The organism is Methanococcoides sp. DA23, assembly GCF_057593895.1.
The window spans coordinates 1,873,218-1,895,839 of sequence record NZ_CM172520.1 but is presented as its reverse complement, the minus strand read 5'-3'; the positions used below and the strand labels follow the sequence as shown (position 1 = coordinate 1,895,839).

General features: G+C 45.3%; 16 protein-coding genes, 1 tRNA gene, 2 rRNA genes and 1 pseudogene. 5 read left to right on the top strand and 15 right to left on the bottom strand.

Annotation, left to right across the window (positions count from 1 at the left end):
• Positions 1 to 44: 44 nt before the first annotated feature.
• Positions 45 to 1,754 (top strand): glutamate--tRNA ligase, encoded by a 1,710-nt coding sequence (locus tag AC20MK_RS09360; RefSeq protein ID WP_487355558.1) that lies wholly within the window; start codon positions 45 to 47, stop codon positions 1,752 to 1,754.
• A gap of 63 nt (positions 1,755 to 1,817) precedes the next feature.
• Positions 1,818 to 2,150 (top strand): hypothetical protein, encoded by a 333-nt coding sequence (locus tag AC20MK_RS09355; RefSeq protein WP_487355557.1) that lies wholly within the window; start codon positions 1,818 to 1,820, stop codon positions 2,148 to 2,150.
• 198 nt (positions 2,151 to 2,348) lie between these two features.
• On the opposite strand, the pseudogene AC20MK_RS09350 reads toward AC20MK_RS09355, so the two are convergent.
• The 15 genes and pseudogenes from AC20MK_RS09350 to hisS all read right to left on the bottom strand — a co-directional run.
• Positions 2,349 to 2,948, bottom strand: a pseudogene (locus tag AC20MK_RS09350) (30S ribosomal protein S3ae); the annotation flags it as partial.
• Between the two features lie 169 nt (positions 2,949 to 3,117).
• Positions 3,118 to 4,626: a serine--tRNA ligase gene (locus AC20MK_RS09345; RefSeq protein WP_487355556.1), complete on the bottom strand. Its 1,509-nt coding sequence runs from the start codon at positions 4,624 to 4,626 to the stop codon at positions 3,118 to 3,120.
• A gap of 176 nt (positions 4,627 to 4,802) precedes the next feature.
• A complete protein-coding gene (locus AC20MK_RS09340; protein ID WP_487355555.1) occupies positions 4,803 to 5,357 on the bottom strand; it encodes a uracil-DNA glycosylase in 555 nt (184 codons plus the stop codon).
• Positions 5,354 to 5,593 carry a KEOPS complex subunit Pcc1 gene (locus AC20MK_RS09335; RefSeq protein ID WP_487355554.1) on the bottom strand — a complete coding sequence of 80 codons (240 nt, stop codon included), beginning with the start codon at positions 5,591 to 5,593 and terminating at the stop codon, positions 5,354 to 5,356. Before AC20MK_RS09335 ends, AC20MK_RS09340 begins: the two co-directional genes overlap by 4 nt.
• Positions 5,594 to 5,602: 9 nt before the next feature.
• On the bottom strand, positions 5,603 to 6,916 hold the full coding sequence (gene recJ / locus AC20MK_RS09330) for a RecJ family nuclease (protein WP_487355553.1): 1,314 nt from the start codon (positions 6,914 to 6,916) through the stop codon (positions 5,603 to 5,605).
• 55 nt (positions 6,917 to 6,971) lie between these two features.
• Positions 6,972 to 8,162 (bottom strand): bifunctional sugar-1-phosphate nucleotidylyltransferase/acetyltransferase, encoded by a 1,191-nt coding sequence (glmU, locus tag AC20MK_RS09325; RefSeq protein WP_487355552.1) that lies wholly within the window; start codon positions 8,160 to 8,162, stop codon positions 6,972 to 6,974.
• On the bottom strand, positions 8,159 to 9,460 hold the full coding sequence (gene glmM, locus AC20MK_RS09320; protein ID WP_487355551.1) for a phosphoglucosamine mutase: 1,302 nt from the start codon (positions 9,458 to 9,460) through the stop codon (positions 8,159 to 8,161). The genes glmU (AC20MK_RS09325) and glmM overlap by 4 nt, the downstream gene beginning before the upstream one ends.
• A 19-nt stretch (positions 9,461 to 9,479) precedes the next feature.
• A complete protein-coding gene (glmS, locus tag AC20MK_RS09315; RefSeq protein WP_487355550.1) occupies positions 9,480 to 11,324 on the bottom strand; it encodes a glutamine--fructose-6-phosphate transaminase (isomerizing) in 1,845 nt (614 codons plus the stop codon).
• 11 nt (positions 11,325 to 11,335) lie between these two features.
• On the bottom strand, positions 11,336 to 12,553 hold the full coding sequence (gene glmU, locus AC20MK_RS09310) for a bifunctional sugar-1-phosphate nucleotidylyltransferase/acetyltransferase (RefSeq protein WP_487355549.1): 1,218 nt from the start codon (positions 12,551 to 12,553) through the stop codon (positions 11,336 to 11,338).
• 262 nt (positions 12,554 to 12,815) lie between these two features.
• Complete coding sequence (locus tag AC20MK_RS09305) at positions 12,816 to 13,274, bottom strand: 30S ribosomal protein S15 (RefSeq protein WP_487355548.1); 459 nt, start codon at positions 13,272 to 13,274, stop codon at positions 12,816 to 12,818.
• A 156-nt stretch (positions 13,275 to 13,430) separates the two neighbouring features.
• The gene (locus AC20MK_RS09300) at positions 13,431 to 14,432 is read right to left on the bottom strand and encodes a DUF7284 family protein (RefSeq protein WP_487355547.1); all 1,002 of its coding nucleotides are present in this window, start codon (positions 14,430 to 14,432) and stop codon (positions 13,431 to 13,433) included.
• 4 nt (positions 14,433 to 14,436) lie between these two features.
• Complete coding sequence (locus AC20MK_RS09295) at positions 14,437 to 14,922, bottom strand: hypothetical protein (RefSeq protein ID WP_487355546.1); 486 nt, start codon at positions 14,920 to 14,922, stop codon at positions 14,437 to 14,439.
• Positions 14,909 to 15,505, bottom strand: a complete 597-nt coding sequence (locus AC20MK_RS09290) for a hypothetical protein (protein ID WP_487355545.1) — start codon at positions 15,503 to 15,505, stop codon at positions 14,909 to 14,911. The genes AC20MK_RS09295 and AC20MK_RS09290 overlap by 14 nt, the downstream gene beginning before the upstream one ends.
• Positions 15,502 to 15,984 carry a hypothetical protein gene (locus AC20MK_RS09285; protein ID WP_487355544.1) on the bottom strand — a complete coding sequence of 161 codons (483 nt, stop codon included), beginning with the start codon at positions 15,982 to 15,984 and terminating at the stop codon, positions 15,502 to 15,504. Before AC20MK_RS09285 ends, AC20MK_RS09290 begins: the two co-directional genes overlap by 4 nt.
• Positions 15,985 to 15,991: 7 nt before the next feature.
• On the bottom strand, positions 15,992 to 17,227 hold the full coding sequence (gene hisS, locus AC20MK_RS09280) for a histidine--tRNA ligase (RefSeq protein ID WP_487355543.1): 1,236 nt from the start codon (positions 17,225 to 17,227) through the stop codon (positions 15,992 to 15,994).
• 663 nt (positions 17,228 to 17,890) lie between these two features.
• Between hisS and AC20MK_RS09275 the strand changes: the two genes are divergently transcribed.
• The 3 genes from AC20MK_RS09275 (at position 17,891) to AC20MK_RS09265 (ending at position 22,604) form a co-directional block, all read left to right on the top strand.
• Positions 17,891 to 19,366 (top strand): 16S ribosomal RNA (locus tag AC20MK_RS09275).
• A gap of 95 nt (positions 19,367 to 19,461) precedes the next feature.
• Positions 19,462 to 19,534 (top strand) — tRNA-Ala (locus tag AC20MK_RS09270).
• A gap of 144 nt (positions 19,535 to 19,678) precedes the next feature.
• Positions 19,679 to 22,604 (top strand): 23S ribosomal RNA (locus AC20MK_RS09265).
• Together the 16S and 23S rRNA genes with 1 tRNA gene alongside form the textbook arrangement of a ribosomal RNA operon.
• Positions 22,605 to 22,622: the final 18 nt, after the last annotated feature.

Sequence of the window (22,622 nt, the reverse complement as noted above, 5' to 3'; positions counted from 1 at the left end):
TTTATTATGTTCTACAATTCATTTGATCCTATGAGGGTATTTAGATGACCTTAAGTGATGAAGATAAGATTACTATTGAGAAATTTGCGCTTCAAAACGCTGTTAAATATGGAAAAGCACCTCAACTTGGAGCTGTTATGGGAAAGGTCATGGGTTCATGTCCTCATCTTCGTCCTCTTTCAAAAGAGGTCGGTCCTGTTATCCAGCATGTCCTTGATGAGGTCATGAAAGAGGGGCCTGAAGAATGGCAGGCAAGACTTGAAGTGATAGCACCTGAACTTATAGAGGAGCTTAACACGAAAAAGGAGCCTGATAAAGGGCTTAAGCCTCTGGATGTCAAGGAGGGCGAGAGTGTTGTCATGCGTTTTGCACCGAATCCGAATGGTCCGCCGACTCTTGGTAGTACCCGTGGTATCGTTGTGAACTCGGAATATGTGAAGAGGTATGGCGGCAAGTTCATCATTAGGTTCGATGACACTGACCCACAGACAAAGCGTCCGATGCTTGAAGCATATGACTGGTACCTCGAGGATTGTGAGTGGCTTGATGCAAAACCGGATGAGGTGGTCATTGCCTCTGACAACATGGAGGTCTATTATGACTATGCCAGAAAGCTCCTGGAGATGGGACACGCTTACGTGTGTTTCTGTGAAGGAGGTGACTTCAAGAAGTTCAAGGATGCTAAGGAGCCATGTCCTCATAGGGATCATGCACCTGAAGTAAATCTTGAGCACTGGGACAAGATGCTTGCGGGTGAATATGAGGAGAAGGCTGCGGTTGTGAGGATAAAGACCGACATTGAACATAAGGATCCTGCAATGCGTGATTTTGGTGCTTTCAGGATAGTTAAGGCAGCTCATCCCCGACCTGAAGTCGATGATAAGTATGTTGTCTGGCCATTGCTTGACTTCGAGGGTGCAATTGAGGACCATGTGCTTGGTATGACCCATATCATCCGTGGTAAGGACCTGATGGACAGTGAAAAACGTCAGGGCTATATCTATAATTATCTGGGCTGGGAATATCCAAAGACAACTCACTGGGGTCGTGTGAAAATGCATGAGTTCGGTAAGTTCAGCACAAGTGGTTTGCGCCAGTCCATAGAGGATGGCGAATACTCCGGTTGGGATGATCCAAGGTTGCCTACGCTTCGTGCTCTTAGAAGGAGGGGTATCAAGCCTGAAGCTATCCGTAAGTTCATGATCGATATGGGTGTGGGTGAAACGGATGTCAGTCTCAGTATGGATACCCTCTATGCAGAGAATAGGAAGATCATCGACACTATTGCTAACAGGTACTTCTTTGTGTGGGACCCTGTGGAGCTTGAGGTCGAGGATGCTGTATGTTGTACTGTGAACCCGTCCCTTCATCCTTCTGAGGATAGGGGAGTACGTTGCATCGATATAGGTTCAAAGCTGCTTGTCTGCAAGAGCGATGTCGAGTCTGCCAAAGTGGGCGATATGTTGCGTATGAAAGACCTGTATAATATAGAGATCACTTCTGTGTCACCTTTGAAATGTAAATGTATAGGTGATTCAATGGAAGATGCAAAGAGCAACAAGATGCGTATAATCCACTGGGTGCCGGAAGACGGTATTCCTGTAAAAGTACTTGCACCGCAAGGTGAATTTGTCGGTATAGGTGAAAAGCAGATAGTGGATGAACTTGACAATGTGGTCCAGTTCGAGAGATTTGGTTTCTGTCGTATCGATTCTGTGGATGATGGCGTTGTCGCTTATTTCACCCACAAGTAAGTTCCATGTCCATGAATGAGGCCGGCTTTTCCGGTCTCTTGCTTTTTAATTTTGAGTGATAGTATGGATTGGAACAAGTGGAAAAGGTATTATGGTGTAAAGCTTAGGGTTGCTGCATTCATTTTTGGTATTGTCGGCTGGTTCCTTCTCTTTGTTTCCATTTTCGGTTCCCATTTTGAGCAGCAGCTCTTAGGTTTGGAAAAAGTTACGGTATCACCGACTTTTGGAATTGGTATAAAGATTGTAATATTCTCAGCTATAATTTCAATTGTGAAATTCCAGAATATCATTATGGAAAAGCTAGAAGAGCGTCAAAAGTTATTCTCTTTCCTGAAAAAAGCTTACGCTACAGCAGTTTTCGGATGTATTTTCTGGATCATAATTCTATTGATCTGATGTGTCCGAATTGAAATAACTTATAAGAAGTCAAAAAAGGTTAAAAAGGTGACCGGAAGGTCACCATATATATTTTGAAGATCACTCTTCAGTAGGTTTTTCAGGTGCAACTGCTTCGACTGCTTCAACAGGTGCTTCAGCCACAACTTCTTCAACAGGTGCTTCAGTTACAACTTCTTCAACAGGTGTAATTGATGCTGCTGCCATGCGGTGTGGAGGAACTACCTGAACTTCGGTCTTCCTGATCTCTACTCTTCTGAGTGGGTAGATGGACTTTGCTTTCCTGTAGATGTTTGCGGAAAGTTTACCGACAATAGCCTCTTCGACAAACTGCTCGAAGTCGAGTTCAGATGCGCGCTTTGCTGTTGTTTCGGTCATGATGTCCCTGAGTGCCTTGATCTGGCTTGTCCTTGCTCTCTTTACAGTGAAGCATATAGGTTTGACCCTGATCTTGTAGCCATCCTTTGTCTTGACATTAAGGTTAGTGTCGATCCTGGAGGTCTGGCGTTTTACAATGGAACGGAGGTAGTCGGTTGTGATCTCGTGACCGATGAACCTTGTATTTGCAACATCGCCTGTGACGTTGTCGATCTCTAACTTAAGTTTGATGTTGTGTTTTGAGAAATCGTTGGTAAGTTCGCCAACGGTGGTTTCTACAATACGACCAATAAGACTTTCTGGATCGTCAGTTGGAGTTAAACCGATGTGGTTGCTACCAATGAACTTTGGTGCTACGATGTTATACCACTGTTTTAATTTCCACTTATCCAATTTCCTTTGTACTCTCTTTTTAGCCAAGTAATTCCTCCTCTGTGATTATTATTGATGTGTTCGACCAATTCCTTGATCGAACGAAGATGTGATGTTCGTGATTCTGACCGGTAAAATTCCCTTTTGATAGGTTAATTAATAGCGTGCCTATACTGTAGGCGTCCATATATAAATAAATCGGTACTTGAAAGGGATATCACAGGAAGCGAATTCCTTTTGGTACCTCTCCTACTCTTTTCCTGAACTCCTCTGGCCAGTTTTCGGGGTCTAGTCCCTTCTGTGCAAAGAACGCAGATGCCCAGCGTTCGAGTCCTACACCTGAACAACCAGACCACAGTTCTTCACCGGTCTGGGATTTCACATTGAAACCTGACGGATATTTATTGCCATTGATACTGACATTCTGGAACTCCAGCCATTCTCCATCATCTCCTCTGTATGGCAGTGGTGCTTCATAGTCGGTGGTACCTGCCTCACCCTGCTCAGAAAGACCTGTAAGCCCTTCCTGTGCCATGAACCATGGGGTGACCCAGGCCTTTCTCCACTCGAGGTCAAGTATCTCATTGAATATGTGCATGTATCTCTCATGCAGCTCCTTAGCCTTCTCGATGACCTGTTCCTTGGTGCCGAGCCATACTATCTCTACACGGTGGAACTCGTCCACACGTTCCATGCCGTGAATTCCACCACTCTCATAGCGGTGTGATGTTCCGGACTTGTCAAAGACCTTTATTGGGAACTCATCGGTAGGTATGGTCTCTCCCTGCAGATACATCCAGAAAGGTGGGCACTGTGCATAACACAGACCGCCGATAGGGTCTCCGATCTTTGATTTGATTAGCTCTGTCGGTACTTCATGCGTGACCTTGTAATGGTCGGTCACCTCTTCCCAGTACGCAGGGTCCCTTGTCTTTGGGGGGCACACATAGTATATCTCAGGGTAGACACCCTTTGCATGTCCGGATTTCTGCCAGACCTCCCATGGAACAAGTTTCGGGAAGATCATTTCCCTATATCCGAGAGGTTCAAGAAGCTCGTCATAGACTATCTTCTCAAATGTCCTGAACATCTTTGTGGACTGCGGACCGTGTATCCATTGACCACGGCTTGCACCCCGCTTGATCCATCCATGTTTCATCATTTCCTGGGTAGGGTCTCCTGCGAACGTGTGTTCCTTCTTGTCACTTTCCCAGAGGATCTGCCAGTGTTCCGCTTTGCCGCCATAGTCCTTTGCCCTGACCTTCTCTTCCATAAGGGTCAGTATCCTGTCCGGAATACGTCTCTCAAGCTCGGATTCTCCAACCTCCAGTTCAAGAATAAGGCCCCCCTCCACTTCTGAGATATTGCTTACGTGAGGGATGTTCATATTGCCAACTTCCCCTTCTGCTGGCATTTCTATTGTAAACTTCTTGACATCGACACCGCGAATGCCGATACGGAAATCCTTTCCAAGTTTGGCAGCGAGTGGCTTTCTCAGGCGTATGATGGCATCGTGTGCCCTGACATACCTTCCGGATTCAATGGTGAGCTCGATACTTCCGTCCACAATGTCCCATTGTGTTATCTTTGCTCCCTGTCCTTCAGGTGCTCCTTTTGTAAGGATGGTCTTGTTTGCCTCATCAAAATACTGGGCAATAACTTCCTTTGCACCGGTAGGATCGGCACTGGTTTTGAATGCTCCTTTAAGATTGAATTTAAGTTCCATGCATTTTTCCTCTTGAAACTGACCGTGATAAGATGGACCACTATCATAGTATTTTTGATATTTGTCGAATAGTGGTCTAATTAATTGGATCTGATCGCTAAGCGAACAGTTATGAAATAGGCTTTAGATTTAATAATTTTTCCAACAAAAGCAGGTGGGTACTGGAAGGAATGCGATCATTCACTTTCCCAGAGATGGCGATTCTCATCAAGGAATCTATGCTGATCTTGCGTTCTTGACCTCGTATAGATCAATGCTGCCGGATGGAATATCTTCAACACGTTCTTGCCTTCAAGCATCTCAACAGCTCCCCATTCCATCTTATGTCCACTGCAAAATGCTTTCTCTGCAGTGTTCCCAAGCAGGACTATGAGGTTCGGGTCAAGCAGTTCTATCTGTCGGGTCAGGAAAGGTTTACAACGATCAAGCTCATTTTTATTGGGATTGCGGTTATTTGGTGGCCTGCACTTGATGGTATTGATGACAGCCCAGTCAGAGTTCTCAAGTCCCATATATTCAATAAGCTCGTCCAGTATCTTCCCTGCACGACCACAGAAAGGCACGCCTGTCTCATCTTCGTTCTTCCCCGGTGCTTCACCTATGAAAAGCACTTTCGGCTCATCCGAACCTTTGCGCACGACCTTGTTTATGACCGTTTCAGAAAGAGGACATGCCCTACAATCAAGGATGTCCTTCTCCACATCCTTTAATGTTGTCCATTCGTTTTTCATTCTTTGTCCTCTATCTCACATATCACATCTTCAGCTATCTTCGCGTTCATCAACAGATCATCAACAGTTGCTATCATGGATGATATCTTCTCGGTACTGATCGTAATAATGGCTTTTCCATCTCCGATCTCAGTTTCCATGTTCGAGAGATTGTCCGGTTTCAATGAAAGAGCGACCTTCTCTGCGATGTTGGGTGCATCAGTACTGATAAACTCAAGGGTGGTGGATATTTTCATGTTCTCACATCAGGAAAGCTGTTCGCCAACGATGTCATCTACAAGAGCAATGAACTCCTCTATCTTTTCCGGCTCCACAGAAGCTCCGGATGCGATATTGTGTCCGCCACCCTGTCCGCCAACCGCATCAGCTGCTGTTCGCATGGCATATGCAAGGTCCAGCCCTTTGCTGACAAGTTCTCTTGTTCCGCGTGATGATATCTTCACTTTGCCTTCCACCTTGTTAACGGCAACAAAAGGCATATCCGGATGGATGTATCGTATGACAGTGCTTGCTATCATCCCTGTGGACTCAAGGTCATCACCTATCAGATAATAGATGCTCTTGCCCTTTTGCAACAGTCCTTCAGCTTTATTTATATCGTTGACAATCGCTTTCTGGCTCTGTATGGTCATTTCCTTTGCTTCGTCAAGGGTGGAATCATCTCTCATGCAAAGAGCAAGTGCCAGTCCTGGAACCTTCTGTTTTCCACAAGTGTTCATTATGGCAACAAGATCATAGACGTTCTTCACAACTTCCTTGTTCAGAACATAAACGTCACCCACAGCAGCATCGATTGCCTCGGGACTTGCTCTTTTTGTAAGCTTCAATACAATGGTCGATATCAGCTTTTGCAGTTTATCATTGTCCATTGAATCAATATCGCCATGTATCTCGAGCATGTCAAGGAAACTGTCTATCCTTTCACGATCTCCTGTGATGTCTAGATATGGCTCGGGTGTATTCTCAAGTATTTCAGCAATGTCACCACTGCCTACTTTCAATCCCTTCTTGATGGAAACAACACCAGCTTCCACAGCCTCGTCCAGAATTATCTTGTTCGCATTATCAAAAAGCTGCTTATCTCCAACTGCACCAGCAATGGCAATACCTGCAAGGTCCACATTTTCATGGTCAAGCCCCTTTGCTACTAAATATGTAGTGGTAGCTCCGCATAGGTGGACAGCGCCATCGATGCCGAACATATGCGGATTTATCATGGCCTTGGCAGGGGAATCTCCGACCGGTTTATGGTGGTCGATGACAATTGTATCGTTTATTACCTTTCCAATGATGTCCGGCTGACTGCTGCCCATGTCGCAGAAGATCACGATATCTCCTTCGTTAGTTGTCTCATTGATCATCTCGGCAACACTGTCATCGAGCCGGCTTACGATCGTGAGGTGGTATGGGATGTTCTTCCTGAGGAGCGCCTGGCAGATGATGGCAGCAGAGGATATTCCGTCAGCATCATTATGGGAAATGACACGCGCATGGCTGTATTCTTCTATTATATCTGCTATCTGTTCTGCAAGTTCGCTTATTTTTTGCATTTCAATCAATCAGATCACCCGTATGTACAACCTTGAATCTACAATGAACTACATAATTCCAGAGTTATCGAACGACCTCTCCGGGTCTGGTATAACTTCCACTTTCCATAACGGTTCCAACGTTGATACTGGAATTAATTCCTGTGTGAACGTCATCACCCATTATAACCCCAAGTTTTCTTCTTCCCGAATCTGTTAGTTTGCCTTTAATTGTCACTTTGATGTTCTTACCATCGTGGCGCAGATTGGCAACTTTAGTTCCGGCACCGAAATTACACTTTCGACCTATAATACTGTCCCCCAGATAGGTTAGGTGTCCTATGTTCGTACCATCCATTATGATGCTGTTCTTCACTTCAACGGCATTTCCGATATGCACATCATTTCCAATGGCTGTTGAAGGTCGTATGAAACAATTAGGTCCTATGTCACAGTCATCTCCGATGATCACAGGTCCGATAATGTATGCGCCATTGCGTATCAGAGTTCCTCTGCCAACACTTACATCTCCAATAAGGGTGGCATTGGGTTCAATGACTCCTTTTACGGAAGGCTCCGTTCGGCTCAACAGGACTGCGTTCGCATCCAGCATATCCCAGGGTCTTCCGATATCTATCCACTCCTCTTCCAGTATCTCATATCCGACATTAGCATCACTTTTAATGAGCATGTGGAGGGAATCGGTTATCTCGTATTCCTCTCTTGGTGACAATGTCGTCTGTTCGATAAGGTCGAAGATGTTTTCGCTGAAAAGGTAGATGCCGGCATTTGCAAGGTCTGTTGGTGGGAATTCTGGCTTTTCTATGATATTGATTACTTTGTTCCCATCAGTTTCAATAACTCCGAACTCCGATGGATTGTCCACACGTTTCACAGTTATTACTGCATCCTCATTCCTTTCGATCATGTGTCTGATGTGGTCGGAACTGACCAGCACATCGCCATTGAGTACTATGAACTTGCCTTTGACATGACCTTTTGCATATCCGATAGCATTTGCAGTGCCAAGCTGCTCTTCCTGATGGACATGGTCAATGGTAACGTTCCATCTATCGCCATTTCCAAAATGTTGTTCGATGGCCTCTTCGTGATATCCTGTGATAAAGACGAATCCGTCAATTCCTGCTTCGATGGCAGAATCCACAATATGCTCGAGCATGGGTTTGTTGGCGACAGGAAGCATGACCTTTGGTGTGGATGATGTCAAAGGTCGCATTCGGGTGCCTTCTCCGGCCGCAAGGATGACAGCTTTCAATTAAGGGCCTCCTTGATAATGTTCTCTGCCATACTGAACAATCTATCAGCACCTTCTCTTGCTTCGGCTGTGATCCTTATCTTCGGTTCTGTCCCCGAAGGTCTCACAAGAACCCATCCGTTATCCATTTCCACGCGTATGCCATCGATATCAGATATCTTCCCGCATTTATCGAGTTTGGAATGGACGACTTCCATAACATGTGCTTTCTTTTCGTTGTCACATTTCACTGTGCCGCGATATGTTGGATAATGGGGTAATTCTTCTTTAAGCTCTGACAATGTTCTGCTCTCTATAAGCTCCATTATCTTTGCAGAAGCGAATATCCCATCCGGGCAATAGGATATCTTCGGGAAGATCCAGCTTCCGGAAGGTTCTCCTCCAATATCCGCATTGCATCTTTTGATCTCTTCTGCAACGTAGACATCCCCTACCCTTGTACGAATGACAGTTGATCCGGGCATGGAATCGTCCACCATCATCGAGGTATCTACGGGTACAATGATCTTAGCATCACCATCGCATTCATGTCTGGCAAACAGTGCAAGCATCTCATCGCCGGTTATGAACTCTCCCTTCTCGTCGATCGCCATCATCCTGTCTGCATCGCCGTCCTGGGCAATACCAATGTCTGCACCGAATTCTTTTACGGCTGTTTTGAGCAGTGTAAGGTTCGCATCGTTGGGTTCGGGATTGCGTGCCGGGAAGTAACCGTCAGGTTGGGAATTAAGGGTGATGACCTCACAGCCCATTTTACGGAGCACATATGGAGTTATCGTGCTACCTGCACCGCATCCGCAGTCAATGATAACACGTTTTGATGACCTTTTGACATTCTGCAATATCATGTTGGTGTGTTGGCGGATGGCATTCGCATCTTCTGATACATTGCCTATTTTGTCCCAACTGACAGGTTCGAAATCGTCTTTCTCTATACAGTCCTCTATCTCTTCCTGCTGGCTGGAATCAAAGGCCATGCCATCAGGATTCCATAACTTTATTCCTACATATTCTGCGGGATTATGGGATGCAGTTATCATTACTCCGCAATCGTAGTCCTTTGTTGCATATGCAAGAGTTGGTGTACTGACCATTCCGACCCGTACAACATCACAGCCTGCTGAAAGAAGCCCGGAAATTATGGCATGTTCTATCATCTCTCCTGCAATGCGGGGGTCACGGCCTACAACTGCACTCCTTTTTGTTTTACCGAGTGCAAGACCTACCTTCAGGGCAAGGTCTGTTGTAACTTCCTTATTGGTAATTCCTCTTATTCCGGATGATCCGAATAATTTCATATGATAGCTCCACTTTTTCTTATTCAACAGTTACGCTTTTTGCAAGGTTCTTCGGTTTATCTATAGAGCATCCTCTTGCAAGGGCGGTATAATATGCAAGCAATTGCAGTACAACGGATGACAGTATTGGTGAAAGCATTTCATGTGTCGGTGGAATGCGCAGCACATGGTCAACATATTTCTCTATCTCAGTATCACCTTTTTCGGCTACGGCAATGACCCTGGCTTCTCTTGCCTTTACTTCCTTTATGTTGCTCAATATCTTGTCATAGACATGCCCCTTTGTAGCAATTGCGACAACAGGGGTTCCCTCATCAAGAAGGGCTAGCGGTCCGTGCTTTAATTCTCCGCCGGCAAAGCCTTCGGCATGTATGTATGATATCTCTTTGAGCTTTAGTGCGCCTTCCAGTGCAACTGGGTAATTTACATTTCTTCCAACAAAGAAATAATCTCTCTCTTCTGCGAAGATCTCGGCACATTCACGGATCTCTTCTTTGCGGTTCAATATTTTCTGTATTTTTCCCGGTATCCTTTTAAGTTCTATCAGCAGGTCCTTCGCTTCATTTGTGTTGATAGTTCCTCTGGCTCTTGCAAAGCGTATGGATAGTAAGTAAAGCACTATAAGCTGGGATGTGAACGTCTTTGTGGCAGCAACTCCTATCTCTGGTCCTGCTCTTGTATATAGGACGCTGTCGACAACTCTTGTTATGCTGCTACCAACAACATTGGTAATGGCAATGGACTTACAACCGTAGGCTTTACAGCTTTTGACGGCTGCAAGGGTATCTGCTGTTTCCCCGGATTGCGTTATGGCAATTGAGAGGACATTGTGTCTCATTATCGGATTGCCATATCGGAACTCTGAGGCGATGTCCACATCAGTGTGTATTCCGGCAAGGTTCTCGATAAGGTATTTTCCTACAAGTCCTGCATTCCATGATGTTCCACAGGCAATTATCTCTATCCTGTCAATATTCCTTATCTCTTCGTCGGATATGTTCAATTCTTCCAGATCTACCGAACCGTCAAGTTCGGACAGCTTTCCTGCGAACGTGTCATGTACAGAGGTTGCTTGCTCGTGTATCTCTTTTAGCATGAAGTGTTCATAGCCTGCTTTTTCTGCTGCTTCGATATCCCACTCGATGGTAGTTGTTTCTTTTTCTATCACATTTCCATCGATGTCGTAAAATTCAACTCCACTTGGCTTTATTTTAACGAGGTCCAGATCATCCACAAAAATGACCTTTTTTGTGTGGTTTAGAAACGCTGTAACATCAGATGCTGCATAGTATTCCCCATCTCCTATGCCTATTATCAGGGGGCTATCTTTTCTGGCTGCCAGCATGGTATCAGGTTCACTGGCGCAAACGGTTGTGATGGCATAGGATCCTTCTAATTCTTTTAATGTCTGTTGAAGTGCAGTGAATAGGTCGCATATCTTTTCGGTATTGTTTGCACTGCCATATAATTTTGAATGCATCAGGTGTGCAATGACCTCTGTGTCAGTTTCAGAGAGGAACTTATATCCTTCTTTTTGTAGTTGTTCTTTTATGTTCAGGTAATTCTCAATGATCCCATTATGGACTACGGATATATCGCCTGAGTTGTGTGGGTGGGAGTTGATGGTACTTGGTACTCCGTGTGTGGCCCAGCGAGTGTGTCCGATGCCGATGTTCCCTTTTATGTCGTCCTTAAGTATTTTCTCAAGATCTTTTATTCTGCCTATGGTCTTGTATGTAGTTATATTTTCATTTAGTAGTGTTATGCCTGCGGAGTCATAACCTCTGTATTCAAGTTTTTTCAATGACTCTACCAATATGGGTGCAGCATCCCGTGTTCCTACATATCCTATAATTCCACACATTTTACTACCTCTTAGACCACAATGGAATTTTCAGGTAAATTTCGGGATATGGTCTTTCCTGAATCTATGTTGCAGTTCGATGATATCATTGCTCCGGCTTTGACAAGCACTCTGTGGCCTATTATGTTATCATCGCCTGTGATGGTCCCAAGTTTATTGACAGTTTGTATCTCTTCTTCCATCTCTATCTTGAGGTTCTCTTTGTCCTCTGTGATGAAGTAAGGCCCAATGGAATTGTTCATTCCTATCACGGAGTTGGCTATGTGTGAATGATTTCCTATCCGTGTATTGTTCATAATGATGCTGTTCTGTATGTGGGAGAATGAGCTTATGGTTACGTTGTTCCCTATTGTTGTAGATGGGAGGATGACAACTGTTGGTGCTATTTCACAATTGTCTCCGATAAGGACAGGTCCCACGATGTAACATCCTGATCTTATTATCGTGTTGTTTCCAATACTGACGTTTCCGCGAATTATGGCACCTTCTTCAACAGTACCTTTTATTTCATGGTCTTTGTACCTGTCAAGGACCATTGAATTGTCTTTTAATATGTCCCATGAAAAGACGGCATCACGCCATAGTGAATCTGTTATCACATGATCTACCTGAGTGCCATCATCTATCATCTGTTGCAATGTATCTGTTATTGCATATTCTCCCATTTGGGATATGGGGGTTTGTTCGATCCTTTCAAAAATATCCTGGCCGAACATGTATATGCCTGTGTTTACTACATGGCTGATCTCAAAAGTGGGTTTTTCAATTATTTGCTTCACTTTTTTGCCATCGCAAACGATGACGCCATATCCGCGAGTATGTTCTTTTCTTGCTGTCAATATGGTCGCATTGCCGTTGTAATTTTCTAGGAGGTCTTTGATGGTGCTTGTTTCTATTACGTTGTCACCATTGAGTACAAGGAATGTCTCGTCCTCTTTTTCCATAAGTTTTGCAACCTGCTTTATGGCATGTGCTGTTCCAAGCTGTGCTTTCTGGTGGACGTATGTTATGTTTATTCCAAAATCAATGCCATCTTCAAAATAGTCCATTATACGTTCTCTTTCGTACCCTACCACAATGATGAGGTCCTTTATCCCGTTTTCTGCGAGCGAGTCTATTACATGCTCGATTATTGGTTTATTTGCAACGGGCAGCATGACCTTTGAACGTGTCAGTGTGAGTGGCCTGCAACGTAGTCCTTCCCCAGCAGCCAGAATTACAGCTTTCATGACTTGTAGAGGTCATTCTAAGAATTTATATCTTGCCTTTTAGGTACCTTTAGGGATTCAACTTGCAACGTATGACTGGGTGGGGTGGCAAGGTTAGTAAAGTGATAATGGTGATAAAAATAATATGGTTACAAGTGTAATGGTATGGCTAGGGCTGTATGCTGGCATTTGTGGTTTAAAGAATGTAATGAAATGTAAAAAAAGTAGATGGATGATCGGCATGAGCCGAACATCAATAAATTCACAAGAGTGGCCAGGCCACTTATCTTGTGATCAACATTTCTGCAGTTTCTGGTTTGTACTTCCAGTCAATAGGGAGTACCTTTGAGGACTGGTAGTATTTGACGAGCCTTCTGATCTTTGATTCAGTTGACTGCAATGATCTCTTGTTGTGTACATCCTTGTTGTTAATTACAAGGTGTTTACGCAATCCGATAGCCTTTACAATAAGGTTGTAGAGGTCTTCAGGTACGTTTGGTTCCTCGCTGTTGTCTTTCAGGATGTCTGTTACCTTCTTTCCTGTTGCGAGTTTGACATCAGGTACACCATAGTTGTCCCTGAGTACCATTCCAATAACACTTGTAGATTTGCCCTGTTTCCAGAGGTCAAGTACTACCTTTGTGATCTCTTCTGTTGTTGTTGTGGACCATGCTGGTGATTCTGATCTGATCGGTTTTGTTGAACCGGATTTTCCTTTTGTACGGGTATGCATTTTAGCCATAGCATTCCTCCTGATGATTATAATGTGATATTCAATATATTATTGATTTGAGTTTGTGCTCAAGTTAAAGGAACGTTGGGAACATTAACTTGAATCGGTACTTTGGCGAAGTGACCTTAATACGCTTGACATTTAATATAAAGGTTATTGTCTTGTTCACCATATGGACAGGGTGATATCAACATATCCTTTATTGACCTTATTATAGATGGAATCTATCTGATCATCTCTGAGTTTTCTGGTCTTATTGATGTCGTTGGTATTTGCCATTTGGGATACTGTGTTGTTTATCTCCTCTGCCATGTTGTTTTTTAGGTATTTCGCAATATTTTTTTGATTGGCTCGGATTATCTCTTGTTCTGTAATTGTTATCGTGTCGTTGAATTCAAATGAGTATGCTATATGGGGTATCATTTGTGCTGATGAAAGTGCGGCAGCATCGATAGTTTTGTTGAATCCATCGTAATATGTGTTGAATTTAGTTGTGTTTGAGGAATTGAGATGTGCTCTGAGCGCCGTATCGTTAATTGTGTCCAGTAAGTAACTTTTTGATGGTCTGTTATTTGTTGGCAGCGTCACCCTTGAGCTTTGTTTTACTGCATCTATTGGTGGTTTGGTGCCGACAGAGATCGAACTTCTGAGCGGATATCCCTCAACTGGCTCCCATGTGGTATGAAGTTGGTATTCATATCGTCCGCCTATTCTTGTGTCAAGGTAGTTGGTGATTGCAATAGTTGTTTGTTCTTTGTGAGGGTCGGCTATTGGTTCGATCGCTTGTATGTTGCCATTGTTCGTGAATGATAAGGTGAGTACTAGATCTTCTGCTATTATTTCTGCAAATGTGCGGTGATTGTGTTGTTTATTATATGGTTTGGCAGGTGATACATTTATCAGTTTATCTATTGGGCTGCTCGTTCCGGTGATCTCGGAATGTTCTATCTCATAATCAAATGTATCTGCCTTGGAATTTAGAAGTGAATTTAATATATGTGCTGTAAAATCCTGTTTTGTGGTATATTCTGCTGAATCGTACTGTCTTTCTGCCATGATGGATGGAATTATTATTACGGTTGCAATGGATATCAGTGTAAGGAAGAAGATTGCATCCATTGTGGTCGAGAACGCACGCTGGTCCTGTATTATATTATTGCTTGGCATGCTCTCACCGGTGATATTCCCACGTTCGAACAGTCAGTGTTCCTGTTATATGTTGGGCAGGAGTTGTTTCTATGATGATCGGTATTGATGCCGCAATGATATTTCCTGTTTCTGGATCTTCATCATTTTTTATTTCCCAGTGGTATTTTCCGTCATCTGTTCTAATATCTGCGGAAAAATGATTATTCGATGTGAACTTGCCAAAAAAACGTTTATGCATCTCTGCATCTGTGATCGGTTCTGCAATAAGGTCTAATTCTTTGGCAGATATTATGTCAGGTCGGCTTCCTCTGATCTCATCCCATGAGGCAACACTTTCAGCTATTCGGGATGCTTCTTCATATTTTTCGATTGAGCTGCTTTGCTCATCATATGTGATATAGGCTTTTGACATGACTGCGGCAAAGACCACAAATCCAATGACTACTAATGCAGTTGCAATTATGTCGTTATGAGGTTCGAGTATTGCATGTTCGTCATTGATAAACAAGCACAATTTCAAGTTTGGTAACCTCTGTATTGTTTTTTAGATAAATTGGAGTTTTTTCAATATGTACTGCATTTCTTGTATTTAATATTAATTCTTCTCTTCCTTTGATTGAGAGTATTTCCAGGACCTCTGCAGCGTTTGTATCAATGATGTGGTCTTCGGTTCCGTCATTGCCATTGAAGTTTGTTGCAATTATGTTTCTCAGCTCTTCCTCACTCAATGGCATTGTTTTGAATGTCAGGGGTTTGACCGAGTGGAATATGATCTCGTTGTGACTTTTTTCCAGTCGCACATACTCGCCTGTAACTATGGCTCTTCCTACGTTCTTGTCATTGAATGTGTATGTAGTGTTCTTCCTTATGCTGTCCAATGAAATGCTTCCAATGCCGTCGATTGCACTTTTAAGTCCGAATGCTTCGGCATCCAGTTGGTCCTGGGTTTGCATTTCATTGAAACCTGTTGAAAGCTGGTAGAATGCACTAAGTATCACTATGCTTGCGATCATGAGGGCTGCTTTTGATAGGGTTAGATCTATCCATGCATTCTGGTCTTTGTGGATGTGGGGAAGCTTGCTGTTGGTCATATTTCTGATATTCTTACTAAAATTTTGCCGGTCCTGTTATCGTTTTGGTTTTCAAGTTTTAGTGTGTGGGGGCCTGAATGAATTATGTATGGTCCATCCATTGCAAAATTTGAGAAAAGGGCTTTGGAGCTGTATGTTCTATAACGGCTTCCGGTATGGATGTAGTAATTGTTGGCGTTGGATGGCCAGGGGGCATTGTCGGGCAATGCTCCCATATGTATGGTCACGTCATCCGGGATCTCTATGTCTATGTATATTGTGGATCCTGTGCCGCGGAAATACATCTGTTCTGAGTTAGATACGAGTTTACGGGCCTCTATGATTGCGTTCTCTTCATTCGCTTTTTCTCTCAGATCGGCTATTGCGGTGATGGCAAGGGCCATTATCAGCAGGACCAGTATGGCTGTTATCGTAAAACGAAGGGGCAGGGAATCATCTGCCCTCTCGTCTTTTGCGAATGTTCTTTTTTTGGGCTGCATTATGTCTTTAACTGTTCTTTATTAATTCTATGGCCTCATCCAGTGTTAGCTGTGATTGGTCTCCTGTTTCCATGTTCTTCACAGTAAGTTTCCCTGAATCTACCTCTTTCTTTCCGACTATGACTGCGTAATCCGCTTCGATGTTGTTGGCATGGGATAGTTGTGTTTTGAAGTTGCGCTGCATGATGTCCAGGTATACGATCAGCTCTTTTCGCATGCTTGTTGCTACCTTGATGGCATCGGTGCGTGTTTCATCGGTGGCTACTATTACTACGTTGTTCTGCTTTTCAGGCATTATCTCGCACACTTCCATTATGCGGTCGAATCCAAGTCCGAATCCGGTGGAAGGTACATCTCCGCCTCCAAATAGTGGGATAAGCTGGTATGAGCCTCCTCCGCAGACCTGATTTTGTGCGCCAAGTCCTTCTGCATATATCTCGAAGACCATTCCGGTGTAGTAGTCAAGGCCCCTTGCTATTCCAAGGTTGATGGAATAATCGATCTCGTATGCGTTGAGGAATGTCAGTAGCTGTTCGAATTTGTCTATTTCTTCGATGTCCCCTGCTATTTCCCTTGCTTTTGCTATTGCATCTGTGCCTGTGATGCAGATAAGCTCCAGTAGGCTTGTTCTAAGCTCTATCGGGGCGTTTATCTCTTCAAAGTAGTCCTCAAGTCCTGTGTCATCCTTTTTGTCCACAAGGCGCATTATCTTGCTTTGTTGTTCGGGTTCGAGCTCTCTGAGTATGTGGCGGATTATTCCCAGGTGGCCTACGTGAAGGTCTCCTTTGATGCCTGCTGCGCTGAGCATGGTGGTTGCAAGTGCAATTATCTCGGCATCTGCGTCAGGACGGTTGCTGCCGATAACTTCTACGCCGAATTGCCAGAATTCTCGGAACCTTCCTTTTTGTGGTCTTTCGTAACGGAAACAATTCTCAAAATAGAATAGTTTTTGTGGTCTTGGGGTTGCCTGCATCTCGTTGACGTACATTCTCATGACCGGTGCGGTAAGTTCAGGCCGTAGTGCCATGTTCCTGTCGCCTTTGTCGCTGAAATTATAGAGTTCTCCGATAACGCCTTCACCGGATTTGAGGGTGAAGAGTTCCAGATTCTCAAAGGTGGGGGTGATAACTTCTTTGTAGTCCCATTTGTTGACCACCTGTCTCATTATGTTCTCGACATTTCTCCTGCGAGCGGTCTCTTCTGGTAGGAAGTCCCTTGTTCCCCTTGGTTTGCTAACTTTCATTTTGATCGAATCCTAATGATATGGTAATTGTGTAATATGTGTGGTACTACTTTTTTGTTAGTGTATATTGTGTAGGGCCAATGATGTTTGAGTCTATAGTAACTGAATGATGTATTTTATATTTTCGATTATCATCTCTATATTTGGTTTCGATCGTTTAGGAGCTCATCTATAAATATATATGTTGTGTCATGTGTAAATGGACGTCTATATATAAATCCATGACAGTAGGTGTCACACTACCTATAAATACGAGAAAGTAGTGGTAGGGGTGCTCTCATTGAGCTGATCTGTGCCATTTTCGGTATGATCAGGATGAGGGTTCAAAAACGTTTATGCTCTTTCATGGCTGGATTCACATTCTCAAAAAATGTGGTTATGCTTTCCGATTCGGAACGTATATATAGCATGGAGGAGTTTAAGGAACTCCGCACAATGTGTGGAATTTCAATCACCTTCAATTCAAGATCATTGGTGGAGACCTGAGCTTTTCAGGTCTGACGTTGAATTTGGCAGTTCGATTAATTCTGACTGATAGTGTAAATCTATCTATCGAGAACTAATCGAAATTGTGCATGAATAAGTAACTCTCTAATTCACTTTAGAGTGTTCTTTTCCGACAATTTTTAAGTTTAACTTCCAATTAGTGTGCTTTAACAACAAACTCTGGTTGATCCTGCCAGAGGTTACTGCTATCGGTGTTCGACTAAGCCATGCGAGTCAAATGTTCTTCGTGAACATGGCGGACTGCTCAGTAACACGTGGATAACCTGCCCTTAGGTTCGGCATAACTCCGGGAAACTGGAGATAATTCCGAATAGGTCAAATATGCTGGAATGCTTTTTGGCCAAAAGACCTCGGTTGCCTAAGGATGGATCTGCGGTCTATCAGGTAGTAGTGGGTGTAACGTACCTACTAGCCTACGACGGATATGGGTTGTGAGAGCAAGAGCCCAGAGATGGATTCTGAGACATGAATCCAGGCCCTACGGGGCGCAGCAGGCGCGAAAACTTTACAATGCGGGGAACCGCGATAAGGGGACACCGAGTGCCAGCATTTATGTTGGCTGTCCACATGTGTAAACGGCATGTGTTAGCAAGGGCCGGGCAAGACCGGTGCCAGCCGCCGCGGTAACACCGGCGGCCCGAGTGGTAATCACTTTTATTGGGTCTAAAGGGTCCGTAGCCGGTTTGATCAGTTCTTCGGGAAATCTGACAGCTCAACTGTTAGGCTTCCGGGGAATACTGTCAGACTTGGGACCGGGAGAGGTAAGAGGTACTACAGGGGTAGGAGTGAAATCTTGTAATCCCTGTGGGACCACCAGTGGCGAAGGCGTCTTACCAGAACGGGTCCGACGGTGAGGGACGAAAGCTGGGGGCACGAACCGGATTAGATACCCGGGTAGTCCCAGCCGTAAACGATGTTCGCTAGGTGTCAGGGGCGGTGCGACCGCTTCTGGTGCCGTAGGGAAGCCGTGAAGCGAACCACCTGGGAAGTACGGCCGCAAGGCTGAAACTTAAAGGAATTGGCGGGGGAGCACTACAACGGGTGGAGCCTGCGGTTTAATTGGACTCAACGCCGGAAAACTCACCGGGGGCGACAGCAAAATGTAGGTCAAGCTAAAGACTTTACCTGAATCGCTGAGAGGAGGTGCATGGCCGTCGTCAGTTCGTACTGTGAAGCATCCTGTTAAGTCAGGCAACGAGCGAGACCCGTGCCCACTGTTGCCAGCATGTCCTTCGGGATGATGGGTACTCTGTGGGGACCGCTGGTGCTAAACCAGAGGAAGGTGCGGGCTACGGTAGGTCAGTATGCCCCGAATCTCCCGGGCTACACGCGGGCTACAATGGTTGGGACAATGGGTCCCTACACCGAAAGGTGATGGTAATCTCTTAAACCCAACCTTAGTTCGAATCGAGGACTGTAACTCGTCCTCGTGAAGCTGGAATCCGTAGTAATCGCGTTTCAACATAGCGCGGTGAATACGTCCCTGCTCCTTGCACACACCGCCCGTCAAACCACCCGAGTGAGGTATGGGTGAGGGCACGGACTTAGTGCCGTGTTCGAACCTAAATTTCGCAAGGGGGGTTAAGTCGTAACAAGGTAGCCGTAGGGGAATCTGCGGCTGGATCACCTCCTAAGCAAGATCCGCACAAAGCGGATCACCGCTATCAGTCAGAAATCGATAAACTGCCAAATTCAACAAACCACTTTCAATGAGATATATTCCGTGAGGGCTTGTAGATCAGTTGGAAGATCGCCGCCTTTGCAAGGCGGAGGCCTAGGGTTCGAATCCCTACAAGTCCATTGGATCATTAGATTCACAATCATCAAGTGCACCAGGCAAGTAACGTTGCCCGGGAAGGATGGATGTGCCTGATACCCCATATCAGGTACTATGAGATCATGTATAAATATTACATATCAGACGCTCACTGGACAAAGTGAGATGGACTCTGGTAATTATGCCGTCAGGTGGATGGCTCGGCTCAAGCGCTGATGAAGGACGTGCCAAGCTGCGATAAGCCCAGGGTAGGTGCATGGAACCTATGAACCTGGGATTTCCTAATGAGACCTCTTAGCACATTTGTGCTGATCAGTAATGATCGGGAACGCCCCGAATTGAAACATCTTAGTAGGGGCAGGAAGAGAAATCGAAGAGATGCCGTTAGTAATGGCGAATGAACACGGCACAGTTCAAACTGAATCCCTCCAGTAATGTGAGGGAGATGTGGTGTTGTAGGAACTTTCTAAGATTCCGACCTTTTCTTAGCTGAACTTTTCTGGAACGTTAGACCATAGAGTGTGATAGTCACGTAAGCAATGAAAAGAGGAATTGGAAATGTTCCTGAGTATCGTGTGTTGGAAATCACGCGAGAATTTGGGAGGCACCAACTTCCAAAACTAAATACGTCTTGAGACCGATAGCGAAATAGTAGGGTGACCGAAAACTGAAAAGTACCCCCAAAAGGGAGGTTAAAAGTGCCTGAAACCTGATGGTGATGGAGCGATATGGCATGAAAGGATCTTTGGTTCGAAGGAATCAACCGCGAGGTTGTAGTACGAGTTCCAATGCCGATGTCATATCATACGTTTTGAAGAACGGGCCAGGGAGTGTAACTAAGTGGCGATGGCTAACCTTTTATCTGGGAAGCCGAAGCGAAAGCAACATGCGTGCAACCTTCGGGTGAGACGCGGCGTATACAAGTGCGTGGAGTCACTAAGTTACGACCCGAAGCCGGGTGATCTAGGCGTGGGCAGGTTGAAGCGTGGCGAAAGCTACGTGGAGGACCGCAAGCGGTATTGATCTGCAAATCATTCGTGTGACCTGCGTCTCGGAGTGAAAGGCTAATCTAACCCGGCATCAGCTGGTTCCTTCCGAAACATGTCGTAGCATGACCTAACTGGAGATAGTCGGTGGAGTAGAGCACTGATTGATGGTCCTGGGGAAGAAATTCCTCACCCGTCTGTCAAACTCCGAACCCACCGTCGTCGTAGAAGGTTGGAGTCCGGACTACTGGGGTAAGCCTGTAGTCCGTAAGGGAGACAACCCAGCCCGTGGTTAAGGTCCCTAAGTGTCGACTAAGTGTTAATACTAAAGGGCGTCCCAAGCCCTAGACAGCTGGAAGGTTAGCTTAGAAGCAGCTATCCTTTAAAGAGTGCGTAACAGCCCACCAGTCGAGGTTTGGGGCCCCGAAAATGGACGGGGCTCAAGTCGACCACCGATACCACGGAGTACCGAAAGGTAATCTTGTAGGAAGGCGTTGCGTTTGGGTAGAAGCAGGGCTGTGAAGTCCTGTGGACCGAGCGGAAACGAAAATCCTGGTAATAGTAGCAGCATAGTTAGGTGAGAATCCTAACCGCCGAAGGGGCTAGGTTTCCTCGGCAATGATCGTCAGCCGAGGGTTAGTCGGTCCTAAGTTGTACCGTAATTCGAGTACATCAAAAGGGAAACAGGTTAATATTCCTGTACTATTCAACAATAAAACTGACGTTTTGGGGCAGGCTGAGCGGCGCTGTCGCGCCGTTTAAGCATCTAAATCTGTGGAGAGCCGTAATGGCGAGAAGCGGACGAATATGTTATGACGAAAGTCGGCTGCACCCCGGAACCCGTGAAAAGGGAGTTGAATATCCGTACCGAGATCTGACACAGGTGCCCCTAGCTGAAAAGGCTAAGGCGTGTCGGAATAATTTGGCTAAGGGAATTCGGCAAATTGGCTCCGTAACTTCGGGAGAAGGAGTGCCTGCCGTGAAGACGGCAGGTCGCAGTGACCAGGGAACTCTAACTGTCTAATATCAACATAGGAGATCGCAAACCCGTAAGGGCTAGTACGATCTCTGAATCCTGCTCAGTGCAGGTACCTGAAACTTCGGTTCAACGGAAAGAAGGGCCTGTAAACAGCGGGGGTAACTATGACCCTCTTAAGGTAGCGTAGTACCTTGTCGCTTAATTGGCGACTTGCATGAATGGATCAATGAGAGTTCTACTGTCCCTAGCCAGAGTCCGGTGAAGCTTACATTCTAGTGCAGAGTCTAGAGACCTCTAGGGGGAAGTGAAGACCCCGTGGAGCTTTACTGCAGCCTGTCGCTGGGTTGTGATTTTGGATGTACAGTGTAGGTAGGAGACGTCGAAGCCGGTGCGCCAGCATCGGTGGAGTCGCAATTGGGACACTACCCTTCCAAAGTTACGACCCTCACTCCGTGAGGAGGACCCCGATAGGTGGGCAGTTTGCCTGGGGCGGGACGCCCTTGAAAAGATATCAAGGGCGCGCAATGGTTAACTCAAGTGGGTCGGAAACCTACTGAAGAGTGCAAGAGCATAAGTTAGCCTGACGTGATTCAGCACAGTAGTGGATCACGAGACGAAAGTCGGTTCTAGCGAACCTTTATGTCCCGCTTGGTGCGGGCTAAAGATGACAGAAAAGTTACCCCGGGGATAATTGAGTCGTTGCCGGCAAGAGCACATATCGACCCGGCAGCTTGCTACCTCGATGTCGGTTCTTTCCATCCTGGCTGTGCAGCAGCAGCCAAGGGTGAGGTTGTTCGCCTATTAAAGGAGATCGTGAGCTGGGTTTAGACCGTCGTGAGACAGGTCGGTTACTATCTACTAGAGGTGTATGTGGTCTGAGGGTAAGTTGCTTTTAGTACGAGAGGAACAGAGCAACGGCGCCACTGGTCGATCGGTTGTCTGACAAGGCACTGCCGAGCAGCTACGCGCTAAGGAATAAGAGCTGAATGCATCTAAGCTCGAAATCTAACCTAAAAAGAGACCACTTTAAGGGTTCCGGTAAAAGACCGGATCGATAGGAATGGGATGTAAGCACCAAGGCAACGAGGTGTTCAGTCCGCATTTACTAATGTCCGTGCCTCATCTGTCTCGCTTTGTCCAGGCGAA